Below are 24,206 nucleotides of genomic sequence, written 5' to 3'. Positions count from 1 at the left end.
TCTTCAATATGCAGGAGGCAAAATGTCAGCGCAAGTGTTGTCGTGGCAGCGGGTAAAACAGCTGCCGGCGCCGGTTTGGTTAATGTTGTGGGGCAATTTTTTTGTCCGTGGCAGCTATTTTATGGTCTGGCCTTTTCTGGCGGTGATTTTGTATCAGCGTTATGAGCTGAGCGCGACCGAAACCGGTTTCTGGCTGACCACCGCTGCATTGACCGCCGTCGTCGCCGGCTTTTATGCCGGCCATTTATCCGACCGTTTTGGCCGCAAACCGCTGATGCTGGCCGGTGCCGTCACCGGCGTGCTGGCATTTTCTGCGCTGGCACTGGCCGACACTTTGCCGCTGATGCTGTGCTGTATTTTCCTTGCCACCTTGCCGCGCGCTTTATGGGATGCGCCGAGCAAAGCCTGGCTCGGCGATTTATTGCCCGACAGCAAGGACCGTGAGCTGGCGTTACAGGGCCTGTATTTTATGGTCAATGCCGGCGCGGCTTGTGGCCCGGTATTAGGCTTATGGGCGGGCCTCAGCGGCAATCCGCATAGCTTTTTTATCACGGCAGCGTCTTATGGCGCTTTGGGATTGGGGCTGTTGTGGTTGTACCGGCCCGGTAAACTGGCCAGCAGCGCGGCACAAACGCGGCCATCGCACACGCTGAATTTCGCCGCAATCCTGCAATTGCTGCGGCAAGACCAGCTGTTTGCCGTGATCATCCTTGCCAATATTCTGATTAACTTTATCTACGCCCATGCCGATTCGAGCCTGATCCAATACCTGACGCGGGCGGATTTTCCGGATTTGGTAACGCTGATCTCCAGTCTGGTGATGGTCAATTCGCTGATTATTGTTACATGCCAGTTCCCGCTGCTGCGTTTGCTTGGCCATTGGCCTGTGATCAAACGCATTCACCTTGGCGTGGTGCTACTGGGTCTGTCGCAGATTTGGTTTGCGCTCAATCCGGTTGACTGGTTCTGGGGCTGGTTGGGAGCGATGGCCGTCCTCAGCATCGGTGAGGCAGTGTTGTTTGCCAATATGAATGTGCATCTGGACCAGCTGGCGCACCCGGCGCTGCGCGGCAGCTATTTTGGGGCTGCCAGCCTGTATGCCATTGGCTACAGCTTGTCGCCGCTGCTCGGTGGCCTGATTATTGATGTCCTCGGTGGACCGGCCCTGTTCGCGATCAGCGCTGGCCTTTGTGTGCTGGTGCTGGGCTGTTACACCGCAGCACCGCGGCTACGCCGGCCGGATTTCGCTGCCTATAAGTTGCCGGGCTAAGCCGGCAACCCGCGTTCATCGGGTCTATTGAGCGGCAAGCTGCGCACGAATGCGCTGCAGCAGCTGCCACTCGGCGGCAATGCTGGCAGCGTTCGGAGCGTGCCCGGCTTTGGCAACCATGATCAGTTCCTTTTGTGGCGCCTTGATGGCATCGACATAAGCAGCAGTGACTGCCGGTACTGTCACCAGGTCGGCCTCGCCCTGAATAAAATACACCGGTAGTTTCAGCACTGTGGCATCCCGTTGTAACTCGATATCATGGTACATACCGCCAGTGGTGTTGCTGGTTTCAGGGTCAAAACCCATAAACTGTAAAAATGAATAATCTTCCGCCGCTTCATAAGCTGGTGCATGTTGCTCCAGCGCAAATTCGGCCGCACTTTGCCACCAGTGAGCCGGCGCCGGCGTGGCCATTTTTGCTTCATACTGGCGGCTGAGGCGACGCAGAATACCATTTGGCTTGGCATATGGTGGTGGCCCCAGTTTGCTAAGCTGCGCCAATGCGACCTGATCCTGCGCTTTGGTTGCTAATTTCAGCACCGTCTGATAACTCGCCAGGCTGTTTTGCGGACCGCTGACCAGCTGGGAGCTGCCAACATAGGCGGCGAACCACTCAGGTTGTTGTTGCACCATTTTAATACCCAGAGCTGATCCCCAGGAGCTGCCCATTAGAATGAGCGGTCGGTTGCCGAGGATTTGTTGCAGATACTGCACCAGCGCCAGGCCATCCTGTGTCATTTGTGCCAGTGTCAGCCGTTCCCCGGCTGCAGGTTGATTACGCAACCAGGTTTTGCCGCTGGCACGCTGGTCCCATTGCACCAAGGTAAATTGCTGTTCCCAGCCGGCGTATATCGCATCGGCAAAAGGACTGATCGGATTCGCTGGCCCACCATGTAAAAACAGGATCACCGGTAATGTGCAGTCAGTGCTGTTGAGGCTGATCCATTGTTCAATACCGCCGATCCGGACATAACCTTGCTGGCGCATCGGCGCTGCCTTTACACATTGCGTGGAACGCGCACCGCCAAATAGCAGCTGAGTCTGTGCGGTTTTGGCGGCCGGGTTGGTGGCAGCAACCACTGGCGCGACCAGCCAGCTCAGCAACAGTACCGGTATGGCCAGCAGCCAGCTGCGACAGTGTTGTATTGTGTTGTCCATGTGAAATCCTCATTTAATTAACTGCCGTCAGACTAAGGGGTTGCCGTCTTTGGGGCGTCCTGAAACACGTTTGAGGACGTCAAATTCGCCTGTTGTCGGGTGCTTTTGCACGTTACACTGCGGTTCGAGCGCAGGTGCCACAGGTTTGTGGGCCTGACACTGGTTTTTGCGGGTTCGATGTTGCCGATGGTTTTCTGATGAATGAATTAATCATGCTACACAGCGCTATCGCGTTGTTGTGTCTGCTGCTTGGGCTGCATTTCCTGCTCAGTCCGCAAGGCCGCCCCTGGCCGCTGCGCTTAACCGGCGCCACTTATTTATTGTATGGCAGCCAAAGCCTGTTGTTGGTGCTGTCCCTGCAGCACATGCAATTATTCCCCGCGCAAACGATATTGCGGCCGGTCGGTGCCATGTTGCTGGCACCGTTATTCTGGTGTTTTTTTCAAGTGTTACAGCGGCCCGACGCCAGGCTGCATCAGCGCGATCTTTGGCATTTAATCCCGGCCGTGTTGACGTTTTATCTGCTGCTCAGCGGCTCTATATTGCTGGATTATCTCGACCTGTTTTTACTGTTGAGTTATGCCGGTTATTTGTTGGCGGTGCTGGTGACAGTCTCACGGGATCCGGCGCGACTGGCTTCGCTCGGTGACGCAGCGCCAGTCGCGCGGCGCTATTTGCAGCTACAGGGCACTTTGCTTGGCACTAACCTGCTGGTCGAAGCCATGCTATATCTTGAGCTGCAACAAGGCGGCACTGTGCCCACTTCAGGCCTGTTGCTGCCGGCAGCAGCGCTGTTTCTGCTGTTGCATCTGCTGACATTATTGTTCGCGCTGCAGCGCAGCCCGTTGCTGGAATGGCTGTATCAACGCAGTCAGCAAAAACCGCAGATGCAACGTCAAGAGACGCCAAGCCTGAGCGAGCCCCTTCCTGTCGATGCCCTGGCACCACTTCCTGTCGATGCTCAGACACCACTTGCTGACGAAGCCCAGATACCACTTCCAGACGGAAGTGCGGCCGCTGATGAAAAATTGCAGGTGGTGTATCAGCGCTGGCTAGAGCTGCTGGAGCAACAACAGCTCTATCAGCTTGAATTCGGTATCACGCTGGCGCAGGCCGCACGCAAACTGCAGGTGCCGGCGCGGCAATTGTCGCAGGCAGTCAACCAATGTTACGGCGCCAGTTTTTCCGTGTTGTTAAACGATAAACGCATCAGCAAGGCCAAACAGTTGTTGCTGCAGAACCCGCCCCTCGCGGTCACAGAGGTGATGTATCAGGCCGGCTTTGCCACCAAATCGAATTTCCACAAAGAGTTTGTCCGTGTCACCGGCATGGCGCCGGGCGCTTATCGGGCAAGCGCCGCCATGCAGTCAGACTGAATGTGGTTTTTAGCTCAGGGCTTTGCTGCGGCCGCAATCTCTGTCGGTATTTTCTGCGACAACGGCTGGCCTTTGCTGCCGGCGTAAAACACCACCAGCTTCAACGGCACTGAACCGACATTGCGGCCATTGTGTGCCGTGTTGACCACCTCGGCCAACGCATCGCCGGTTTTCATGCGTTTTTTCCGGCCGTCTTTGAGGGACACTTCCAGCTCACCTTCCAGCACCATACCAAATGAAGGCACCGGATGCAGATGCCAGCCGGTTTCTCCGCCTGGTGCGATCTCAATCAACATACCGGTCACTTCGGCGTCCCCCGCCGGATATTGCAGCGGCTGCCCGTCCCAGCTGGTTTGGGTTTTCAGCACTGTGCTGACTTTTACCGCCTTAGTTTGTTCAATCGCCTGGGCCGGCACCAGCAGCGCTAAACCAACCAGCAAAAGTATCCATCGTTGTTGCATGTTGTCACTCCTCAATATGGTCTGCACATTAAACCCCACCACAGACATCAATAAAACTGCCGGTGGTATAACTGGCGGCGCCTGATGCCAGCCAGGCAATCGCCTCTGCGACCTCCAGAGCTTCGCCACCACGGCCCAGTGGAATGCGGCTTTTCAGCCGGTCGACCCGGCCGGGTTCGCCGCCAGCGGCGTGCATATCGGTATAGATAAAACCAGGCCGGACTGCATTGACGCGGATCCCCTGCGCCGCCACTTCGAGCGCAAGGCCACGGGTCAGGGTGTCAACGGCGCCTTTGGAGGCGGCATAATCAATATATTCATGCGGTGAACCACTTTTGGCCGCCGCCGAAGAGACATTGACTATCGAACCGCCCTGCCCACCCAAATCGGTGCGCATCCGTTGCACCGCCTGCTGGCAACATAAAAAAGTACCGATCACATTGGTTTGTAAAATCGCGGCAAAGCGGGCTGCGCTGATCCCGCTGATAGAGCTTTGTGGTTGTAAAATACCCGCGTTATTAACCAACACTGACAAAGGCCCGAGTTCAGCATCCAGCCGCTGAAACATCGCCAGTACTTGCGCTTCGTCGCCAATATCGGCTTGTAACAGGATACACTGGCAGCCAACGGCGCGAAGCTCAGTGGCAAGCGCCTGTGCGGCGACATGGTCCTTCAGATAATTCAGCCCCAGCGCATAACCCTGCTGCGCGAACAGCCGTGCCGTGGCAGCACCGATGCCCCGGCTGGCACCGGTGATTAGCGCAATTGCAGATGACGACATAGGAAACTCCGGCTCAGCAACACTGAGGGTTATACTCAGCGTGCCAGCCGGATTGTGCAACCTTTATCTGGTCTGAGATCTGGCTGCTAAAGAAGCATGACTGCGGCTCAGAAATAACCAGCGTATTGCGCCGGCAGCTGGTCGAGTACCTGCAGCCGGATATTTTTGTAGAACACCTCGGCCGCTTCACTTTGCAGCTGAATTTTACCTTGCCACATCGGCATGTCACGGCCATCCTGCTGATAGCGGGAGTTTTTCAGCACCATCACCACCTGACCGTTAACGATATGCAGGCTCTGGCCTTCAAAACAAATCAGTTCCACTGTGTTCCATTGATTATCAGGTTTCTCCGCATTCAGTTGCCGCATGACAAAACCCGGCCCGCCGCTGGCACGGCCTGCGGCCAAAAACGGCTGAGTGGTATCTGCCACCGCGTTCATGTCGCCCTCAGGCTGGAAGGCGCGGATATCAATTGCCGAATTGGCTTGCTGCCAATAATCGCCGGTATGGCCCTGCATGATTTGAAATTCCTGCGACAACATCCAGGAGCGGAAGTACTCTTGCCCGTGGGGCCCGTTGGCGTGATACAAAATGCCGCTATCTTTGAGTTTCTGCAGCCGTGGTGGCCATTTTTTCTCGCCGAAGCGGTATTGCAACGTCAGATGATAATTACGAAAGCTCTGTTTGCTGGTCAAAGCGCCATAGATCTCACCGCTGACGCGCAACACCGTTTCTCCGCCCTGTTGCTGCAACGTGAACACGCCATGCGGATCCAATCCTGGAAACAGTCCAAACGGTGCCAGCGGTTTACCGGCCGCATCAGTCGGTTGACTGCCATTGTATTGCTCCTGATGGCGGTAACTAAGGTAGGTTTCCCACTGACTCAAGGTCGGATCCAGCAAAGATAGCGCAGGTGTTGCAGCCAGCGGCAATGCCACAAAGGCCGAGACAAGGCTGGTTGCAAACAGCAAACCACTGAGGCGAAGCTTCAATTTCATCTGACGTTCCTTATTTGTCGGTTTGCCAGATAGTGACCCGCCTGCCGCGCTATTGTAAAGCGCTTACATTTATGGAATCCGCAGCTGCGGTTACGAATTACAGCAGTCCGCTTTGGGCGCAGTGGCACGCCACAGAGCGGCCATGGCGATAACACCAATCACCGGCAACAACAGCAGTGCATAAAAATCCGGCGCACCGGTCAGCACAGCCGCACCAACGGCCAAACCCCATAGCAGCAACTGCGTTAGTATTAGTTTGATCCTCACAGGAGACTCCTCACATTGTTGTGGCCAATGATGATGACAACCGCGACCACCAGTTTTGCCGCAAAACCGGCCACCGCACCAGCTGATGCGACAGGTCGCCGCAGGCGTTAATTTATGCTATCTTGCGCGCCGTTTTTCCAGCGCAAACCGGACCTGTTATGACTGCCACTGCCCTCTACACTGATTTGTCCGGTTATTATGATTTGATGTGCGCGGACATCAATTATCAGGCGCAGAGTGACACTGTGCACCGTATCGATCAGTTTTTTGGCAATGGTGGCAAACGGCACCTCGATCTAGCCTGTGGTACTGGCCCGCATATCCGGTTTTTACTGGATTTAGGTTATCAAAGCGCAGGCCTCGACCTCAATCAGCCGATGCTGGAACTGGCGCAGCAACGTTGCCCTGAAGCTGATTTTTCCTGCCAGAATATGTGTGAATTCAGCGTGAGCCAACCGGTGGATTTGATCACCTGCTTTTTATACTCGCTGCATTATAGTCAGACCATTGCCGGCCTCACTGCCTGTATCCGTCAGGCGCATCAGGCATTAAATGCCGGCGGCGTGTTTTGTTTTAATGCGGTGGATAAAAGCCAAATCGACAATGCTTCCGTCGTGTCGCATCAGACACAACAAGCCACCAGCCGGTTTGTATTCACGTCCGGCTGGTTTTACCCCGGCCACGGTGAGCAACAACAGCTGCGCCTTCGCATCGAAAAGACAGAAAACGACCAAACCGAAATCTGGCAAGACGCCCATCCGATGGTGGCGGTCACTTTTGCGCAATTACAACAACTATTGGCGCCTTATTTCGACGTGCAGATCCTGCAACACGATTACGACAAACTGGTGGCCTGGGACGGCATGTCCGGCAATGCGTTGTTTGTATGTGTGAAGCACTGACCGTTTATCCGCATCACCAACCGCTTAATCGAAAAAGGCAGGCGTGAGCCGCAACGCCATGGCAACATAGCGATTCCCTTTTCTGACACTTGCCGGCCTGCGGTCAGCACGTCCCTGAGAGTTGCTTATGACTATGTTACAGCGCAGTTTCCTGTTTATTCCGCTTTGTGCTTTGCTACTCGGTGGCAGTGCACTGGCGGCCGGCGATAAGCCCTTGCCACAAACTGAATTCAATCCAGCCTTTGGCCGCTATTTTGCCGAAGTCGCCTCCGACGAGCTGCAAGGCCGCGCGCCGGCCACCGTCGGCGAAGAGCGTACTGTGGCTTATATCGAACAGCAGTTTCAGCGTCTTGGCCTGAAACCCTTTGCAAAAGATAGCTACCGTCAGGCCGTGCCCGTGGTGCAAATCGACCCGGTGGCCGTCTCCGCAATTACCCTGCAGGGCGACAAACTGCCAGCCAGTTTCACTTACAAAACGCAGATGATGGCCTGGTCGACCCGGATGCAACCGCAGGTTGAAGTGAAAAACAGCGAACTGGTGTTTGTCGGCTACGGCATTGTTGCGCCGGAATATGGCTGGAACGATTACAAAAATGTCGACGTCAAAGGCAAAACCGTCGTGATGTTTGTCAACGACCCAGGTTTTGCCACCGGCGATGCCAAACTATTCACCGGCAAAGCCATGACCTATTACGGCCGCTGGACTTACAAGTTTGAAGAAGCAGCGCGTCAGGGCGCAGCGATGGCGCTGATTGTGCACGAAACCGATGCGGCCGCTTATGGCTGGAATGTGGTGTCCGGCACCAGCCCTATCCGTTTTGAACTGGCCGACAAAAACAAAAACCAGCATAAAGCCGCCGTCGAAGGCTGGCTGACCACAGACAGCGCCGAGCAACTGTTTGCCGCTTCCGGCCAGAGTATCCAGAGCCTGCGTAAAAAAGCGTTGGCGAAAGATTTTCAGGCGATAGCACTGGGCGGCACCGCCTCCATCAGCATCAAAAACCAACTTCGTGAAATCGATTCCAGCAACGTCATTGGTTATATTCCCGGCAAGACAAAACCTGATGAGGCTGTGTTGTATATGGCGCACTGGGACCATTTTGGTCTCGATTTCAGCCGCAAAGAGGACAAGATTTTTAATGGCGCCCAAGACAATGCCGGTGGTGTTGCCGGCTTGATTGCGCTGGCCGAGCATTATCAACAACAGCCGCAGCCGGAACGCTCAGTAGTGTTTATTGCGGTGACGGCCGAAGAGCGCGGCATGTTAGGCTCACGCTGGTATGCAGCCAATCCACTGTTTCCACTGAATCAGACCGTCGCCGGCATCAATATGGATGTGATGAACGTATACGGTCCGATGCGTGACGTGCAGGTGTTTGGTTACGGAGCGTCCGAGCTGGAGTCGCTTTTGGATAAATATGCCAAAGCACAAGGCCGCTACATCGCACCGGAACCAACACCGGAGGATGGTTTTTATTATCGCTCAGACCATTTCCAGCTGGCGCGCTATGGCGTGCCGATGTTGTATGCCCGCGGTGGTGTCGACAGTGTGGCGCATGGCAAAGATTGGGGCCTGGCGCAGCGGCGCGATTACACGGCGAATTATTACCACAAGGTCAATGACGAATTCAGTCCGGGCTGGGATTTACGCGGTTCACAGCAGGACCTGTGGCTGTTTTATTTAGTCGGGCACGAACTCGCCAATTCAGCGCTGTGGCCAAACTGGTATCCGGGCAAAGAATTTAAAGCAGCACGGGATCTATCGTTGCAAAAATAACGAGAAGTTCGCCTTACCACAAATAAAAAAACCAGCATCACGCTGGTTTTTTTGTGCAATCAGAACTTAAGCCTGCTGACGGCGACGATGTAATCCTAATAATAATAAACCGAGCCCTGCCAGAGTTACAGGCGCAGATACTGGTACATCAACTGGTGGTGGAGTGTCATCGGTCACCGGATCCCGGCCCCAGACTGAGACGTGAGATAAACCGCCACCGCCACTTGGATTCAATAAAGTATTGCTCATATCCCATGAACCTTTGAACATATAATTTTCGTCCGTGGTGCCTACTACCGGAGGCAAACCAAGTGCTGCAATGTTGAAGTTGTACATCGCGAACATATGCGCAGACTTAAAGATGACTGTCACCTGATCAAAGAATTTGTTGGTGCCTAACATGTCCATCAGTTCGTCAGGGTTAGTGGCTGGTGGTTTATATAACCAATCTCCACTCACTACATCTCCGCCGGTACAACTGGTTGTCCCACCAGCTCTATTTTTGCAGTTACTCATACTGATCAAATCACTGGCATATTGATAAGTGCCAAACCCGTCTTTTGAGGTCGACGACGGCGCGAAATTACCAGCTGTATATTTGCCGAAGAAGATCCAACCAGGATCTATATTCCCTTTGCCTTGTAAATTTTGCAGATCGGCTTCAGGAACAAAAGCGCCATCCATGCCCGGCCAGTACTGCGGCGATTCCTCGTTCAGCCAGCCCATATCGTCGTAGCCCAAATTGTAATTTGATGAAGGCGGCGCAGCGTTTAAGCCACTGACATCATCGTTTCCGGTAAAAGCGCCGTAACATGCTGTCGCGTTGATCGGTTCAACGACTTGTTCTGCAGCGCCAATTTTTTGTTTCTGATATGAAGTGATCCAAATATCTGAAACCATACAAGGCGGTGGAGTGACTTTGTTGTCATTACCACCCGAGTTATTATTACCGCCCGAGTTATTATTACCACCCGAGTTATTATTAGCACCGCCCATTGGCGTCGCCTGAGCAAATTGTGAACATACCAGCGCCGCTGTTAACATCGCGGCTGAGGTCAGTTTGCGTGCTGCTGTCATTTGGTTTTACCTTATTTTGGTTTGACTATTTTAGTAATTCATAATGTATGCCAATCACGCGAAGAGTCATCCGGTCTGGCTTTAGTGTTATCGCCAAACCAGTTATGTAAAGAAAGCTGTCACATCATTGTCGTAATTTCCGGTAGCGAATATGTCCTGCCGTACCCAAAACATCGTATTTCACTGAATTTCATCGGAAAAATAATTTTCACAATTAAGAAACGATACCGCATTTATTAACCGATCCGCTTACATTTGCCACATTTATGTGCAGCCTCTGTGCAGTGACTCTGTCGGTGAGCGCCAATGATGGCGCATAATAAAAAAGGCCTGCTACTTGAGCAGGCCTTTGGCATAGAGAACAATGTTGCCAAACCGAACGTTATTTCGTAAAGGTCACCGATTTCTCAACTGAACATGCTGTAGTGCTGGCCGCATTACATACTTTATAGCGATATGTACCTTTCACTGTCGGGCTGTCACGGTGCGAGCCATCGTTTGCGGTGGTGACAATCTTCACGCCATTGCGGTAGATATCAACGTTAGATGTGGTCGCATTGGCCCAGCTCAGGTTGGCGTAGCGGGTTTTGCCCTGCATCTGTGCTGTTGCAGTCAGCGTAATGGCAGTAGTACCGCCACCGCCACAACCATTTTGCAGCAGATAGTCGTTGGCCGCTTTGGCTTGGGCAATACCATAACCGAAGTAAACGTCTTTACCGGCAGCACCTGAGTCTTTGGCTGTTGCTTTTAACGCACTGCGAATTTGCGCACCGCTACAAGTCGGATGGTTTGACCAAACCAGCGCAGCGATACCAGAGACTGCCGGCGTTGCCATTGAAGTACCGCTCATCAGACCATAATCACTGCCACCAATAGTGATAGTTGCGCTGGTTGATGCTAATAATTGCGCCCGGTCTTCAAAAGCAGCACCAACGGCCGGAATTGACGTGGTATTGGCAGTGCCCTCACCTAAAGTCGCGTACAGCATGCCTGCAACGTTATTGATGATCACAGCGCCGACACCGCCGGACAGCTGGCAATTCTTCACTTTGTCGTGGAATGAAATCACGCCACGGTCAATCAGACAGACTTTGCCGGCCGCAGCGGCATTGGTGCTCTCTGCAGTGCCCATAAAGAACGTTGCTGCATTGGCGTTGCCCACGTTTTCCATCGCAGAAGACGCAAATGGCCCGAGGTTTGTGCTCAGCGCAGCCGTTGTTGCCATCCCTGCCGGATAAGTCGACAGCGTGTCAACACCACCGGCGGTTATTTCAACACAGATGTTTTCATCAGTTTTGCCATTTGCAGTACAGCTTGGGAATTGAGAGAAACTGGCAATGGCATTGTTGTTATCATTCGCGCCGACCATCATCACGGAAGGATAACCCGCCGGATATGAGCGGACATTATTGCCGTCATTACCAGCTGCGGCGACTACCAAACCACCGGCGTTAACAAAATTCTGGAAGGCATTAGATTCTGTGGTGTTAGAACCGCCACCGCCTAAGCTCATGCTGATAATTTTTGCACCGGCAGCACTACATTTTTGTGCGGCATAGGCCAAATCCGAAGAATAACCCCAGCCTTCAGCATTAAACACTTTGATAATGTGCATCTTGACGCCTGGCGCCATGCCCACGACACCGACGCCATTATTGGCTGCGCCGATGGTACCCGCGACGTGCGTACCATGTGGGCCGCCGTTTACGTCCCAGCTACCGGTGCCGCTGTCATTATCGCCGGTGATTGAACCCCAGTCGAAATCGATGTTTGAGCGGTCCAGACCAGAATCGATAATACAAACTTTTGGCGCTGTGGCCGGGTTAAAACTGACCTGATTGGCCTGCGACTGGAACACCGCATAAGGCGTCACCTGTGTTTGCATCGGATTGCCGGCAGTATCGTTAAACAGCGCCATTGGCTTACGCAGCTCGTCTTTTTCTACCAACTGAATATGCGGGTTGTTAAAGATGCCTTTGAGCTCTTCAAAGCTTTTGCCCGGCACTTCGACGGCAATAAAACCGTCTGCATCCACTTTGACTTCACCACCGGCCTGACGGGTGATAGCAGTGATAATGCCTTTGTTCAGATTGTCGACCTGGAGGATGACGCGTTCAGCCTGAGCAGTTGTAGAGAAAGTCAGAGTCGATGCCACAGCAATAGCGAGCGGCGCTATTTTGATCAGTTTTTGCATAATAAATTGTTCCTGCATTTGGATGTTGTGTACTGACATTTATCGTAATATTTTGTTGGTTCGTCGCAGTCAGTTTGCTTAAGAACTTGCTAAACCATGGCAGAAACAGTTTCAGCTCGCAAGCATAAATTTCACACTTGTAATTATTTGTATCGAAACGAAAGCGCCAAACTAGTGCAGTTTTTTATACATCAGGCAGGATTGGAAAAAGGTGATTAACAAAAAATACTGAGTGGATGCATGAGGTCAGTTAACAGATTCACTATCAGTGTTATGGCAGTAAAGTCTTGCGCTGCGCCGTATAAGCCCACCAGACTTGCGGGGCATCGCCGGCCAGAAAATGTTCAACGGATAACAGCACATCCAGCACACAAGGGTCATGCTGCTGACCAGTGACTGCACATAGCTGCTGATACAAATGTAAAGCAGATACACCAACCAGTTGCTCTGGGTTGTGGTAACCCAGCAACTGATAATCTTTGGCACCGGCCGGGCCGATATTCGGCAGGTCGGTCAGCTTTTTCAGTTGGTTGCGGTCGACTTTATCCGGATGCATACACCTTTTCCTGCTGGTGAACTCTGGCCTGAAACCAGTCGATTATAAACAGCTTGCGATATAAACAACCAGTGCCGCCCCTTCCCCTGTTATCGCAACAAACCGCCTGTTGATCGGATCTGCTTGCATGGACAGATCCCAGTTGCCACACTGACCAGAACGCAGTTTTTATGTACAGGATGTACGGTACGCCGCAAATGCAGGAGCAAATTGTGGCGATGCGATAAAAACAAAGAAAAACAACAAGGATTAGCAAAAGCTGATCCACACAATACCGGGAACCGCCATGCAGATCCAATCACCGTTGCAACGTTTGTTGCGCACCGCAGTTATTTGCTCACTGAGTATCGTCGCTGTTGCGGCCAGTGCTGCCAGCACCGAACGCACGCCATCCGCCCCTGCCGCCGATCAAGGCGAAGGCCCTTATACCCGGCTGATTTTACGCGGCGGCACTTATATCAGTGGTGAAGGCGCACCGCCGGTAGGCCCTGTTGATATTGTCATTGAAAATGACCGCATCAGCGAAATCACCGCCGTCGGCAATCCGGGTGTGCCGGTACTGCCGGAAGGCCGGCCCAAAGCCAAAGCCGGTGATAAAGAAATGGACGTCAGCGGCATGTATATTCTGCCCGGCTTTATCGATATGCACGGTCATATCGGTGGCTCCGCCAAGGGCACGCCGGCCGAATACGTGTTTAAGTTATGGCTGGCGCATGGCATCACCACAGTGCGTGAACCGGGCAGCTTTAATGGCCTCGACTGGACGCTGAAACATGCCAAAGCATCAAATGAACATAAGATTGTTGCGCCACGCATCGTGCCTTATGTCGGTTTTGGTCAGGGTTTAAGCAAGCCGGTGTTCAGCCCGCAACAGGCGCGGGAATGGGTGCAAAACATTAAAAAAGCCGGTGCGGCCGGCATTAAATTTTTTGGTGCCACGCCAGCCATTATGGCCGCTGCACTGGATGAAGCGAAAAAACAGCAACTTGGCACCATGATGCACCATGCCCAGCTGAACGTACTGCGGATGAATGCGCTCGACAGCGCCCGCCTCGGTCTGACGTCAATGGAACATTGGTACGGCTTGCCGGAAGCGCTGTTCACTAATCAGGTGGTGCAGAACTACAAAGCTGATTACAACTACCAGAACGAACAGGACCGCTTCGGCGAAGCTGGCAAACTCTGGCAACAAGCCGCAGCACCAGGCTCGGACAAATGGAACGCGGTGCGGGATGAACTGATTAGCCTCAATTTCACCATCAACCCAACACTGACGATTTATGAGGCCACCCGCAATGCCGAAGCCCAGCGTAATGCGCCCTGGCACGCCGAGTACACCATGCCAGTGCTGAGCGAGTTTTTTAAACCAAATCGTTATGCGCATGGCTCTTTCTGGTTTAACTGGACCACAGATCAGGAGATCGCCTGGCGGGAAAACTACCGGATCTGGATGCAGTTCTTAAACGACTACAAAAACCATGGCGGCCGTGTCACGGCAGGTTCTGACGCCGGTTATATCTACAAAATTTATGGTTTTGCTTATATTCAGGAACTGGAACTGCTGCGCGAAGCTGGTTTTAACCCGCTGGAAGTGATCCAGGCCGCGACGCTGAACGGCGCCATGGCGCTCGGTCTGGAAAAAGACCTCGGTAGCCTGGTGCCAGGCAAAAAAGCCGACATGGTGATAGTTGCCGAAAACCCGTTGGCCAACTTCAAAGTGTTGTACGGTAACGGCCATTATCAACTCAATGATAAGAACCAACCTGAGCGCACCAAAGGCGTGCGTTACACCATTAAAGACGGTGTAGTGTACGATGCCCAGCAGCTACTCAGCGATGTGCGTAAGATGGTCAGCACGGCCAAAACCAGCCCGGCGACTGATGAAAAACACTAGCTAAAACCTGCCTGCAACGGCCTTCGGTTTCACGCCGAAGGCTAGCCCCGCGCCACAAAACCCGCAGTTTTGCCGACAAAGCCACACAACAGAGATTAAAAGAGACAAAACCGAGCTGAAGCAGAGTCCGGCGCGTTGGTGCTTTGGCCAGGCTTTGGCATGCTGAACTTTTTTCAGGAGCTTCAGATGCACAGCTATTTATCCGCTTATTACTTGTCCGGTGTCTTGGTGTTGGCCGGCCTTGCCCACGCTTGTTTGGCCAACGAAAATCAGTCCGGTCCGGCGCAAGTCAGTTTAAATCCGGTCTTATCGGACGGGCCTTATCTCAGCCACCAAGATGCCAATACCCTCAAAGCGCAGTGGGTCTGTGCGGGCAAAGTGATTGAGCAACCACAGGCACTGACCAAAGCAGTCGCACCGCGTTGTGGCTACGACAAACCGATCCGGGTACAGAATGCCGTTGCCAGCGGCTGGCAATTTCAGACCAAGCGCTGGGCCGCCATCAGTGATATCCATGGCCAATACGATCTGATGATCCGCTTGCTGCAGGCTGCCAACATCATCGACGCCGATCGAAACTGGCAATTCGGTCGCAATCAGCTGGTAATTGTCGGGGATGTGATGGATCGCGGCAATCAAGTGACTTCCGCCCTGTGGCTGCTGTACGACCTGCAGCAACAAGCCGCGCGCGCCGGTGGTGCCGTGCATCTGTTGCCCGGCAATCACGAGACGATGGTGCTCAGAGGCGATTTACGTTACGTGCATCCGGACTACCAGCAAGTGGCTGAAAAACTACACACCACTTTACCGGCGCTTTATGGCGAACACAGCGTGTTAGGCGCCTGGTTACGTCAGTTGCCGCTGTTTGTGCGGATCAATGACATGTTATTTGTTCATGGCGGTATTTCCGCTGAATTTGCCGCGCTTCAGGCTGATAATCAGACCGACACCCATACACTACAACACCAGTTTCAACAGAGCTGGGGCCGCAGTAAAACCGAGCTGGCGTTGCAACCGCAGCAGCAACTGTTACAAGGCTCTGCCGGACCGCTGTGGTATCGCGGTTATTTTGCCAAAGACAACCCGGTTGACCGGTCCGTGCTGCAACAGCAGTTAAAACGCTTTGGCGCTGAGCAGATAGTCGTCGGTCACACCAGCATGCAAGACGTTTATAGTCACCACGGCGGCCTGGTGTATTCGGTCGACAGTAGTATCAAAAAAGGCAAAAACGGTGCTGTGCTGCATTATATCGACGGTCGCTATCTGAGATCGGGTCTGGATGGTCAGTTAACCCCGGTCATGCCAGCCCCGGCGAAAGAGAAAGATTAGAATCTAAATTACTGTTTTTAAAAGAATAGATATTAATAGAGATAAAACGGGCACAGAAACGAGCTGGGCTCCATTGTGTTGAAACCGGCAGCGCTGAAGATGAGATCGCAGTCTCCCTGCAGCGAACAATAACAAAGCACGGGCCTGAACCGCCCTTCACTTTCCGGGAACAACAAGATGAAACATCAGACAAGTTATCTGGCGCTGGCACTCACCAGCGCGTTTGCCCTCCCTGCTCAGGCGCAGGTCGCAGCAACCAACAAAGCAGCGGCGACAACCGAGCGCATTGAAGTCACCGGCTCCCGCATCAAGCGCACCGATTTAGCCGGCGCGTCACCGGTGACAGTGATTAGCGCAGAAGATATCGCCTTATCCGGTTTTGCCAACGTTGAAGAGATTTTACAAGCCGGCATCGGCAATGCCGGTCGCTCGGTCGAAGGCAATGAATCGAGCTGGACCCAGGGCGCCAATACCATCAACTTGCGCGGCATGGGCGAAAACCGCACGCTGGTGCTGGTTAATGGCAAACGCGTGCCGCAATTTCCGACCGCGACCGGCGGTACCACCAACTTTGTTGATACTTCAACGTTCCCAAGCAGCGCCGTTGAGCGAATTGAGATCCTGACCGGCGGCGCGTCGGCCATTTATGGCTCAGACGCCGTCGGTGGCGTGGTCAACATTATTCTGAAAAAGGACTATCAGGGCACCCGGTTGAATCTGCGCCATGAAAACCCACAACACGGCGGCCGCGATAAAAGCAAACTGGCGCTGACCACCGGCTTTGACAGCAAATTCGGCCAAACGGTGCTGGTCGTTGATTACAGCAAAGATGAAATGTTGCGCGGCGGTGACCGCACACTGACCTCAGGCCTTGGCCCCGACAACACCGACACCTACAGCACTACCACCGCCTATATCCGCGATCGCTCCAAAGTGTTTCACAAAGACGAATATGTGATGGCGAATCAACAGCAGTGTCAGCAACTGTTTGGGGACTATGGCGTCTGGCTGGAAAATGAAAGCCGTTATAAATGCCGCTACAACACCAACCGCGATGAAGGCATGCAAACCGCGAAGGATGACTGGAACCTGATCCTGAACCAACACGGTGAACTCAATGACCAGTGGGCCTTTAATGCGTTACTGCAATACGGCGATAAAACCACCGACCGCGGTAACGCGCAAAAAAGCATCAGCCCGACCATTTTTATGGACCGCAATAATCCGGGTCGTTACAGCTATAACGCCGCCGATTTTGCCGCCAGCCGGGAATTCAGACTCTATCGCCGGCTGGATGATTATGGCCAGCAACGCGATTACACCGGCAAACAAAAAAACCTGACTTCAAGCCTGGGGGTGACCGGACAGCTTGGCGATTATGAGCTGGAACTGAGCTGGGCTTATGGCAAAAGCGATTATACCCGTCAGGGCCGCAATCAGATGAAAGCTGACCAGCTGCTGAAACTGATTAGCTTTAATCCGGCGGACGCTACCAATCCGGCCAAATGGTATCCGATGAACCCACTGACCGCCGCACAACGAGACCAGCTGTATGGCGAAACACTGACGGACGCAGGCTCCGGGCTGAACCAATACAGCGCGGTACTGACCGGTGACTGGTTTGATTTACCGGCAGGTCCGGTGCAATTTGCCGCCTCGGCCGAATGGGCGAAAGAGTGGTACTTTGACTTCAAAGACGCCGATACATTAAGCGGGAATTTATTGGGCCAGGGCGGCACCCAGGGCGAAGGCGGCCGTAAACGCTACGCCGCAGCCGGCGAACTGGCACTGCCTATTTTCGGCGCTGATGCGGCCACAGGCCAGCTCGATGCCAGTCTGGCCTTGCGCTACGACCGCTACGACGACAAATCTGATGTCGGTGGCGCCACGACGCCGCAACTGGGTCTGACCTGGCGGCCCCACAGCGATATTTTATTACGCCTGAGCGCCGGCCGTAGTTTCCGCGCACCAGACTTGCACCGGATGTACGCCGGCCTTAGCCGTTCTTTTGCTGAAACCACATTAAAACTGGACCCGAATCATCCGGTAGGTTTGTCTGACAGCTATGAATCGATCAGTGCCGGCAATATTGCCCTGACCGAAGAAAAAGGCCATTTTGTCAATTTAGGTCTGGTCGCCAATCTGACGGACGATACCAGCCTGACGCTGGATCTCTGGCGCATCAGTTTAGATGGCGCCGTGTACAGTGAAAGCGCCAGCCGGATCCTGGCCAACCCGAGCTACAACCAAACAGCAGGCTTTAAAAGTTGTAATGACCTGCCGGGCATTGGCTACATCATGCAACAGCCGTCGGGCCAGACTTATCAGGACTTGCTGTGCGTGCGCCGCGGTACGATCAACAGCGCCTATGAAGCATCGCAGGGTATTGATGTTGAGCTGAGTTTCCAGCAGGATCTGGCCGGTTTTGGCAAATTAAAACTGACGCCCAAAGCCAGCTACCTGCTGAAAAAGGAATACCAGGCCTATGCTGGTGGCGAACGTGTCGAGGAAACCCGCGACAACTATCTGCCCGCCTGGAAAGCTGAAATGTCGGCGCGCTGGTCACTGCAGGACCTCAGCGTCAATCTGAGCTGGTACTACCTCGGCACGGCAGAGGGCTGGAATAACTGGGTGCAAAAAGACGCGGCGGGCAAAGAAGTGCAGACCCAGGTCTGGAGCAAACTGGCGGCCTATCAGCGCGTCAATCTGAATGCCAGTTATGACTTTGATCAATATGGTGAAGTGACGCTCGGCATCAACAACCTGGCCGACCAGATGCCGCCGCTGTATCCGGTCGGCCACCCGAACCGCAATGTGTACCCGTATTTTGAAGAAGATGCCGGCTATAACACTGTTGGGCGGGTGTTCTACCTGGGTTATGAATACAAGTTCTAATTGCCGCCGGCGGGACATAGCGATGTCCCGCCTTTTCCGTTAGCATACCTTTATCCAATAAGTCTGATGTTATTCCCTGTGTCTGCTGAAACCCCATTTTCCCTTGCTGATCTTCATGTGGTGCCTTTGACGCTGACGTTGTCACAAGGGACGACAAGCCTGCAGATCCAGCAAAAACCGATGGAAGTACTGTGTTATCTGGCCAGCCAGTACCCGGCGCTGGTGACGCGGGAACAGCTGATCGACGCCGTCTGGGACGGTAATGTTTATGTCGGCGAAAAAGCACTGACCAATACCATCTGGCAATTGCGCCAGGCACTGACGCCCTTTGGGCAGGCTGACCTGATTGCTACAGTGCGGAAAAAGGGCTACCGGTTACAACTGGCTCCGGTGGCGATGCCGTTAGCAGCGCAGATCCCCGGCGCTGACCACTCACCGGCTGTAACAGTCGCAACGCCTCCCACAACCTCCCCGGGCAAGACCACTTGGCTGCGCCGGTCTGGTTGGCACTGGTCTGGTTGGCTCATGGCCCTGGTCATTCTGTGTTGCTCACTACTTTACTGGCGCTGGCCAGCCGCTGCGACAGGCCTTAGCCAGATCACCCGCCAGCAAGGCTGGGCGATGTTTCCTACGGTGACGCCGGATGGGCGTTATCTGGTCTACAGCTGGCAGCAATTTGGCCAACCGGCTGATTTGTTCCTGCGGGATTTACAACAACCGGAAGACGCACCGCGACAACTGACTTTTACGCCATTGGACGAGCTGAGACCTGTGATCAGCAACGACGGCCAGACGCTGTATTATTCCAGCAAATCGCCGTTGGACGGACGTTGCCTGATCCACCAGTTATCGCTGCAAACGTTGCAGGAGCACACGCTGCAAACCTGCGGCCGCCATGGTGATATCTATCTCGACCTGTCAGCAGACAATCGTTATCTGTATTTTAACGGCAGCCGCGACGCACAGGGCCGCAGCTGGTACCGGCTGGATTTACAGCAGAAAAACCCACAGGCAGAAGCTATGCCGTGCCATGACAATTGCGAGCAGCGGGTCCGCGATATTGCCGTGCAACCGGACGGGCCTTATATCGCGCTGACCCGCCGCGCCAACCGCCTGTCGGAAGAAGTGTTTTTATATGACCAGCACACCGGTCGCGAACGGCAGTTAACCTCCGGTCAGTCGGATATTCGCGGTTTGGCCTGGTCACCCGATGGCCGTCAGCTGATTTACAGCACTGAGAATAACGGCCGTAGCCTGGGTTTTGTGCTGGATATCCATAGCGGTAAACAAAGCGCAATCGCGGTGGATGATATGAGCTTTGTCAGCCGGGTCACTGCGGACGGCCAGCTGTATTTTCACCGGGACAGCTCGGTGCCGCAGTTAGGTTATGTGCCGCTGCACACCGCCAGTGCCGTGTTCCCGCTCAGTGCCGGCGAATTGAGTTATCAGGCGCCTGATTTTCATCAGGGCCGGGAACAGCTGGTCTACTTAAGTAACGAAAATGGCCACAGCGAACTGTGGCTGGCCGACCGGCAATTGCTGCAAAAACAACAGCTGACCCGGCTCAATGGCGTGATCAAATATCCGCGCTGGTCGCATCGCGGCGACAAGGTACTGTTTGTTTCACGTAGCGCCAGTTCGCTGCACGACCGGCTGACCATTCTTGATGTCGCCACCGGTCAGCTGAGCTTTCCGGATACCGGAATTCAGGTGCATGGCCGGCCGAGCTGGACAGCCGATGACAAGGCCGTGTTATTGCCGGTACAAGGCAAACTGACCCGGTTCGATTTGCATAACGGCCACAAAGAAGTCATGACGCAAGGCAGTGGTAATTACGCGCAAATGCCGGATGAACAAGGTTTTTATTATACCAAAGGCCGCGGCCAGGGTATTTGGTGGCAGGCGCTGCAACAAGGCAAACCTGCCAGCGCGCCGCTGCAAATCATCAGCGGTGATGCTTTCAGTGAAAGCTACAGCTGGCTGGCGACACCAACGCAGATTTTTTATCTGCAGGCGGTCAAAGACGGTGTGGAAGTCTGGGTCAAACAACTGACCAGTCAACAACCACGGCGTCTGGTGGTGTTGCCGGCCGGCCAAACCGATTTGGCTGCCAATCTGGCCTTTGACGCCACCGAGAACCGGCTGATCCTGCAATACAGCCCGGTGCCTAAAATTGATATCTGGCAGTGGCAACTCGACTGAGTTCCACACATCGATACTGCGCATGACCAGCCGAAAAGCGCCGGCTTGGTCTGTCGCGTAAACTGCAGTATGCTGCGCCGGTTTTACCAAGCTACGGACATATGGCATGCACTTACTCTGGCTGGTCACAGCGATCTGGGCCTTTAGTTTTTCGTTAATCGGTGAATTTCTCGCCGCGACGGTCGATCCGTATTTAGCCGTCAGCAGCCGGATGTTGCTGGCGCTGTTGTTATTCAGTCCGTTTTTATTGAAATACCGCACCGCCACCACTCAGGCGCTGCAGCTCGCTGGCATCGGCGCCGTGCAGCTTGGTCTGATGTACCTGCTGCTCTATCACAGCTTTTTGTATCTTTCGGTGGCGGAAGTGTTGTTATTCACCATTCTGACGCCGGTGTATATCTCAGTGCTGGATTATTACTGGCGCTATAAAAAACTGCATTGGCGCTGGTTGGGCCCGGCGCTGCTCGCCGTTGCTGGCGCGTTGGTGATGCGTTATCAGCAGCTCAGCAACGATTTCTGGCTCGGGCTTTTACTGATCCAGGGCGCCAATTTGTGTTTTGCCTTTGGCCAGGTCGCTTACCGGCGGTTAGCTTTAGGTTCAGTCGGTACGCAAAAACATCAGTTCGGCTGGTTTTTTGTCGGCGCGACTGTCGTCAGCCTGACTGCCACCGCACTGTTCGCCAACTGGCAACGCCTGCCGGAGACAAAGCTGGAAATTGGCATTTTGCTGTGGCTGGGTCTGGTTGCTTCCGGCCTGGGTTATTGGCTGTGGAACGCCGGCGCAAGGCAAGTCAGTGCCAATCAGCTTGCGGTGATGAACAATGTGCTCATTCCGGCCGGTCTGCTGGTGAATTTTGCCTTCTGGCAACACGCGGTCAACTGGTGCACATTGGCCGCAGGTTCGCTGCTGATTTTGTTGAGTTTGTACTGGGCTATGCGCCAGCGTGACTGACCATCAGCGGTGTGTTAAACACCAAACAGGCAGCGTAGATACCAGCCAGCAAAGCGCCTGTTTAGTAGAAAACCAACTCCGCCATCACTGCGTTCGCGGATCCCGCACTGACTCTTGACCGCTCATCCCGCGACTGCAGATGTTGGCTTTGTTCGCGTTTGGAGATCGGTGCTTTGAGCGATAAGCAGCTGTTTAGATCAGGCGCTCTCGAAAAAACGAATCTCTGCTTTGCCTTAATTGCAGACCTTCGGATTTTCGTTGGCTATGTTGGCGCTGCAGCAAAATGACAGCCCTGCTGGCGAGCACTGATCAGTTCTACTGGAAATGACTGATCGGGCTGCTGGGGATTTTGCGCGGTTTTGGGGATGAAAAAAGGACACCGGTTTATGGGTGTCCTGAATTACTTTCGATGGGTTGTGCACTCCTTAGGGATTAAAGCCATATTTGATGAAAGGACAGCAATTTCTTCATATTTATCTTCGTGCATCACATTAAATGGTAACCCGCTAATTGAAATAGCATAGTCTCTGTCTTTTTTGAACTTGTGGTACTTTTCAATACCTTGGTAAATCCAGAATTTCTTCTCGAAAGGCTTGAAATGAAGTTCACCGGGTTTCATAGAAAACCTATGACTATTCAAATGACTGGACATTCCATCAACAACCTTTCCGGGAGTTGATGCTGCTTCAATAAATTTTTCCATATCCCACACTACGAAGCTTGATGGATTTATGTTTTCATCGCTAATTGCCTGATTTTCATCAATACGCCTGACGGATCCCCAGAAATAACCTAACCATATCATCCGCTCACTTTCCTGACATTGGTCCAATCAAAAAGACCCGCCCATTCAAGCAGTTGCCTGACTGCCGCCTGGATTTCCTCACCGCTGATACCGACTCTGGCTAATCGGCACAACCGTTTACCCAGATAATTGAACGACAACACTCTGCGATGTTTCAGCGAATTCGCCTGGAACGACCGATGCTTGCCGGCGAGTTCTGCTGCCAACCCAAGCATGTAATGCAACCAATTTGCCAGCGCAGCCAGCAGCAATAACACTTCTAACCGGCCTTTTTTCTTTGTCCGATGCGCGTTGCTGCCAAGGCCGTACGTCTGGCTTTTCTGATCGCGGAATGCTTCTTCAATTTGCATCCTTGCAGCATAAAGCTTGTTGATTTTCTTTGCATAATTGAAGCAATACGCCAGGTTAGATACCAGCAGCCACGGCTCTTTAAACGGCAGATGCTTGTCGCTTTTTTTCAGTTTCCAGCCTTTACCGGCAAGCACGGCGCGACAGGCATATTGCTGAGATTGACCAAGCGCAATCTCGCCGAGAACCATCGGCTGCTGCCGGGCCTTTTTATACACCTTCGCCACGCTGATAAATTCACTCTGGCCCGGTAATCTGAGCGATACCTGACCGCGCACCCGACCAATAAAATGCCAGCCTAAGGCACTCACTTCCTTAAACCACGGCACTTTGAAGCCTGCATCGGTGACGATGACCGGCCAGCAGCGCTTGGGCAGCATCGCCTTCAATCTCGCTAAAAATGCCTTATGCAGATGCGGACAGTTGTAATCGGATTCGGTCGTGACCATCTGCAACAGCGTCATGGCCCGGCCTTCAACAGCCAGGCTGGCGCGCAGGATAAAATGGCGGCGTTCTTTGTCGGCGTTACTCCAGTCGACCAGGATAAGTGGTTGTTTTCCCTTCACTAATGCGCCGGTCATCGCTGTGTAAAACTCTGGCACTGCCTGTTGCATTGTGGTGTGGCTGAGCAGACGGTCTGCCCGTTTAATGCAATGTCGCTCTGAGGCGTCACTATCAATGCCGCGACCAATCGCAGTGACAGTGCACTGGCCGTTGGTGAGTAAACTCTGCAGCGATGCCGTCAGCGAGTTTAAAAGATGTTTATGGAAATTTTTTGGGGTGACAAGGTCGAGAAAATCGGCGAGCATAGCTTGAGCTTTCATGGCGGTTATTCATGGTTTGTGATTTTTGGCGAAGGATCAGATCAGGGACTGCCATGAATGTTCCCTCCCGCGCCTGAATTATTGTTTTACCTACACAACTTCTGGGGATACTTCAGTCAATACGCAGTTTGTATGGTTAT

The 24,206-nt window shown here is 53.4% G+C and carries 19 protein-coding genes; 9 read left to right on the top strand and 10 right to left on the bottom strand.

From position 1 onward, the window contains the following. Positions 1-22 precede the first annotated feature (22 nt). Positions 23-1,270: an MFS transporter gene (locus ATY27_RS11640; protein ID WP_208930811.1), complete on the top strand. Its 1,248-nt coding sequence runs from the start codon at positions 23-25 to the stop codon at positions 1,268-1,270. 24 nt (positions 1,271-1,294) lie between these two features. On the opposite strand, the gene ATY27_RS11635 is transcribed toward ATY27_RS11640, so the two are convergent. Then, positions 1,295-2,428 (bottom strand): alpha/beta fold hydrolase, encoded by a 1,134-nt coding sequence (locus tag ATY27_RS11635; protein WP_208930810.1) that lies wholly within the window; start codon positions 2,426-2,428, stop codon positions 1,295-1,297. Between the two features lie 197 nt (positions 2,429-2,625). Between ATY27_RS11635 and ATY27_RS11630 the strand changes: the two genes are divergently transcribed. Next, complete coding sequence (locus ATY27_RS11630) at positions 2,626-3,804, top strand: helix-turn-helix domain-containing protein (RefSeq protein WP_208930809.1); 1,179 nt, start codon at positions 2,626-2,628, stop codon at positions 3,802-3,804. Positions 3,805-3,818: 14 nt separating this feature from the next. Here the strand turns inward: ATY27_RS11630 and ATY27_RS11625 are convergent, their stop codons facing one another. The 4 genes from ATY27_RS11625 to ATY27_RS11610 all read right to left on the bottom strand — a co-directional run bounded on the left by ATY27_RS11625 (position 3,819) and on the right by ATY27_RS11610 (position 6,311). Continuing rightward, the gene (locus ATY27_RS11625) at positions 3,819-4,265 is read right to left on the bottom strand and encodes a cupin domain-containing protein (RefSeq protein ID WP_208930808.1); all 447 of its coding nucleotides are present in this window, start codon (positions 4,263-4,265) and stop codon (positions 3,819-3,821) included. Between the two features lie 28 nt (positions 4,266-4,293). After that, entirely contained in the window at positions 4,294-5,046 is a 753-nt protein-coding gene (locus ATY27_RS11620) for an SDR family oxidoreductase (protein ID WP_208930807.1), read from the bottom strand. Positions 5,047-5,153: 107 nt separating this feature from the next. Continuing rightward, positions 5,154-6,044 carry a DUF1080 domain-containing protein gene (locus tag ATY27_RS11615; protein WP_208930806.1) on the bottom strand — a complete coding sequence of 297 codons (891 nt, stop codon included), beginning with the start codon at positions 6,042-6,044 and terminating at the stop codon, positions 5,154-5,156. 90 nt (positions 6,045-6,134) lie between these two features. After that, on the bottom strand, positions 6,135-6,311 hold the full coding sequence (locus ATY27_RS11610; RefSeq protein ID WP_208930805.1) for a hypothetical protein: 177 nt from the start codon (positions 6,309-6,311) through the stop codon (positions 6,135-6,137). 158 nt (positions 6,312-6,469) lie between these two features. Here ATY27_RS11610 and ATY27_RS11605 point away from each other — a divergent pair, with 158 nt between their 5' ends. Further along, positions 6,470-7,213: a class I SAM-dependent methyltransferase gene (locus ATY27_RS11605; RefSeq protein ID WP_208930804.1), complete on the top strand. Its 744-nt coding sequence runs from the start codon at positions 6,470-6,472 to the stop codon at positions 7,211-7,213. A 127-nt stretch (positions 7,214-7,340) separates the two neighbouring features. Next, positions 7,341-8,990 (top strand): M28 family metallopeptidase, encoded by a 1,650-nt coding sequence (locus ATY27_RS11600; RefSeq protein WP_244151282.1) that lies wholly within the window; start codon positions 7,341-7,343, stop codon positions 8,988-8,990. Positions 8,991-9,056: 66 nt separating this feature from the next. Here ATY27_RS11600 and ATY27_RS11595 read toward each other — a convergent pair whose 3' ends face one another. From ATY27_RS11595 to ATY27_RS11585, 3 genes are all read right to left on the bottom strand, one after another. Next, positions 9,057-10,034, bottom strand: a complete 978-nt coding sequence (locus ATY27_RS11595; protein WP_208930803.1) for a hypothetical protein — start codon at positions 10,032-10,034, stop codon at positions 9,057-9,059. Between the two features lie 415 nt (positions 10,035-10,449). Next, positions 10,450-12,261, bottom strand: a complete 1,812-nt coding sequence (locus ATY27_RS11590) for a S8 family serine peptidase (RefSeq protein WP_208930802.1) — start codon at positions 12,259-12,261, stop codon at positions 10,450-10,452. Positions 12,262-12,532: 271 nt separating this feature from the next. Next, positions 12,533-12,817, bottom strand: a complete 285-nt coding sequence (locus ATY27_RS11585) for a helix-hairpin-helix domain-containing protein (RefSeq protein WP_208930801.1) — start codon at positions 12,815-12,817, stop codon at positions 12,533-12,535. Positions 12,818-13,103: 286 nt separating this feature from the next. On the opposite strand from ATY27_RS11585, the gene ATY27_RS11580 reads away from it, so the two are divergent. The 5 genes from ATY27_RS11580 to ATY27_RS11560 all read left to right on the top strand — a co-directional run bounded on the left by ATY27_RS11580 (position 13,104) and on the right by ATY27_RS11560 (position 22,089). Beyond that, positions 13,104-14,711 (top strand): amidohydrolase family protein, encoded by a 1,608-nt coding sequence (locus ATY27_RS11580; RefSeq protein WP_208930800.1) that lies wholly within the window; start codon positions 13,104-13,106, stop codon positions 14,709-14,711. A 186-nt stretch (positions 14,712-14,897) separates the two neighbouring features. Next, on the top strand, positions 14,898-16,040 hold the full coding sequence (locus ATY27_RS11575; RefSeq protein ID WP_208930799.1) for a metallophosphoesterase: 1,143 nt from the start codon (positions 14,898-14,900) through the stop codon (positions 16,038-16,040). A 177-nt stretch (positions 16,041-16,217) separates the two neighbouring features. Continuing rightward, positions 16,218-18,935, top strand: coding sequence for a TonB-dependent receptor (locus tag ATY27_RS11570; RefSeq protein WP_208930798.1), 2,718 nt, complete (start codon positions 16,218-16,220; stop codon positions 18,933-18,935). A 78-nt stretch (positions 18,936-19,013) separates the two neighbouring features. Further along, entirely contained in the window at positions 19,014-21,137 is a 2,124-nt protein-coding gene (locus tag ATY27_RS11565) for a winged helix-turn-helix domain-containing protein (protein ID WP_208930797.1), read from the top strand. Between the two features lie 106 nt (positions 21,138-21,243). Further along, positions 21,244-22,089, top strand: coding sequence for an EamA family transporter (locus tag ATY27_RS11560; protein WP_208930796.1), 846 nt, complete (start codon positions 21,244-21,246; stop codon positions 22,087-22,089). 400 nt (positions 22,090-22,489) lie between these two features. On the opposite strand, the gene ATY27_RS11555 is transcribed toward ATY27_RS11560, so the two are convergent. Together ATY27_RS11555 and ATY27_RS11550 are read right to left on the bottom strand one after the other, a co-directional pair. After that, positions 22,490-22,894, bottom strand: coding sequence for a hypothetical protein (locus tag ATY27_RS11555; protein ID WP_208930795.1), 405 nt, complete (start codon positions 22,892-22,894; stop codon positions 22,490-22,492). Then, positions 22,891-24,066 (bottom strand): IS4 family transposase, encoded by a 1,176-nt coding sequence (locus ATY27_RS11550; protein WP_208930765.1) that lies wholly within the window; start codon positions 24,064-24,066, stop codon positions 22,891-22,893. The genes ATY27_RS11555 and ATY27_RS11550 overlap by 4 nt, the downstream gene beginning before the upstream one ends. Positions 24,067-24,206 lie beyond the last annotated feature (140 nt).

Source organism: Rheinheimera sp. F8 (genome assembly GCF_001518915.1).
The sequence above is the reverse complement of the archived record's forward strand: the minus strand, read 5'-3'. Positions and strand labels throughout refer to the sequence as shown.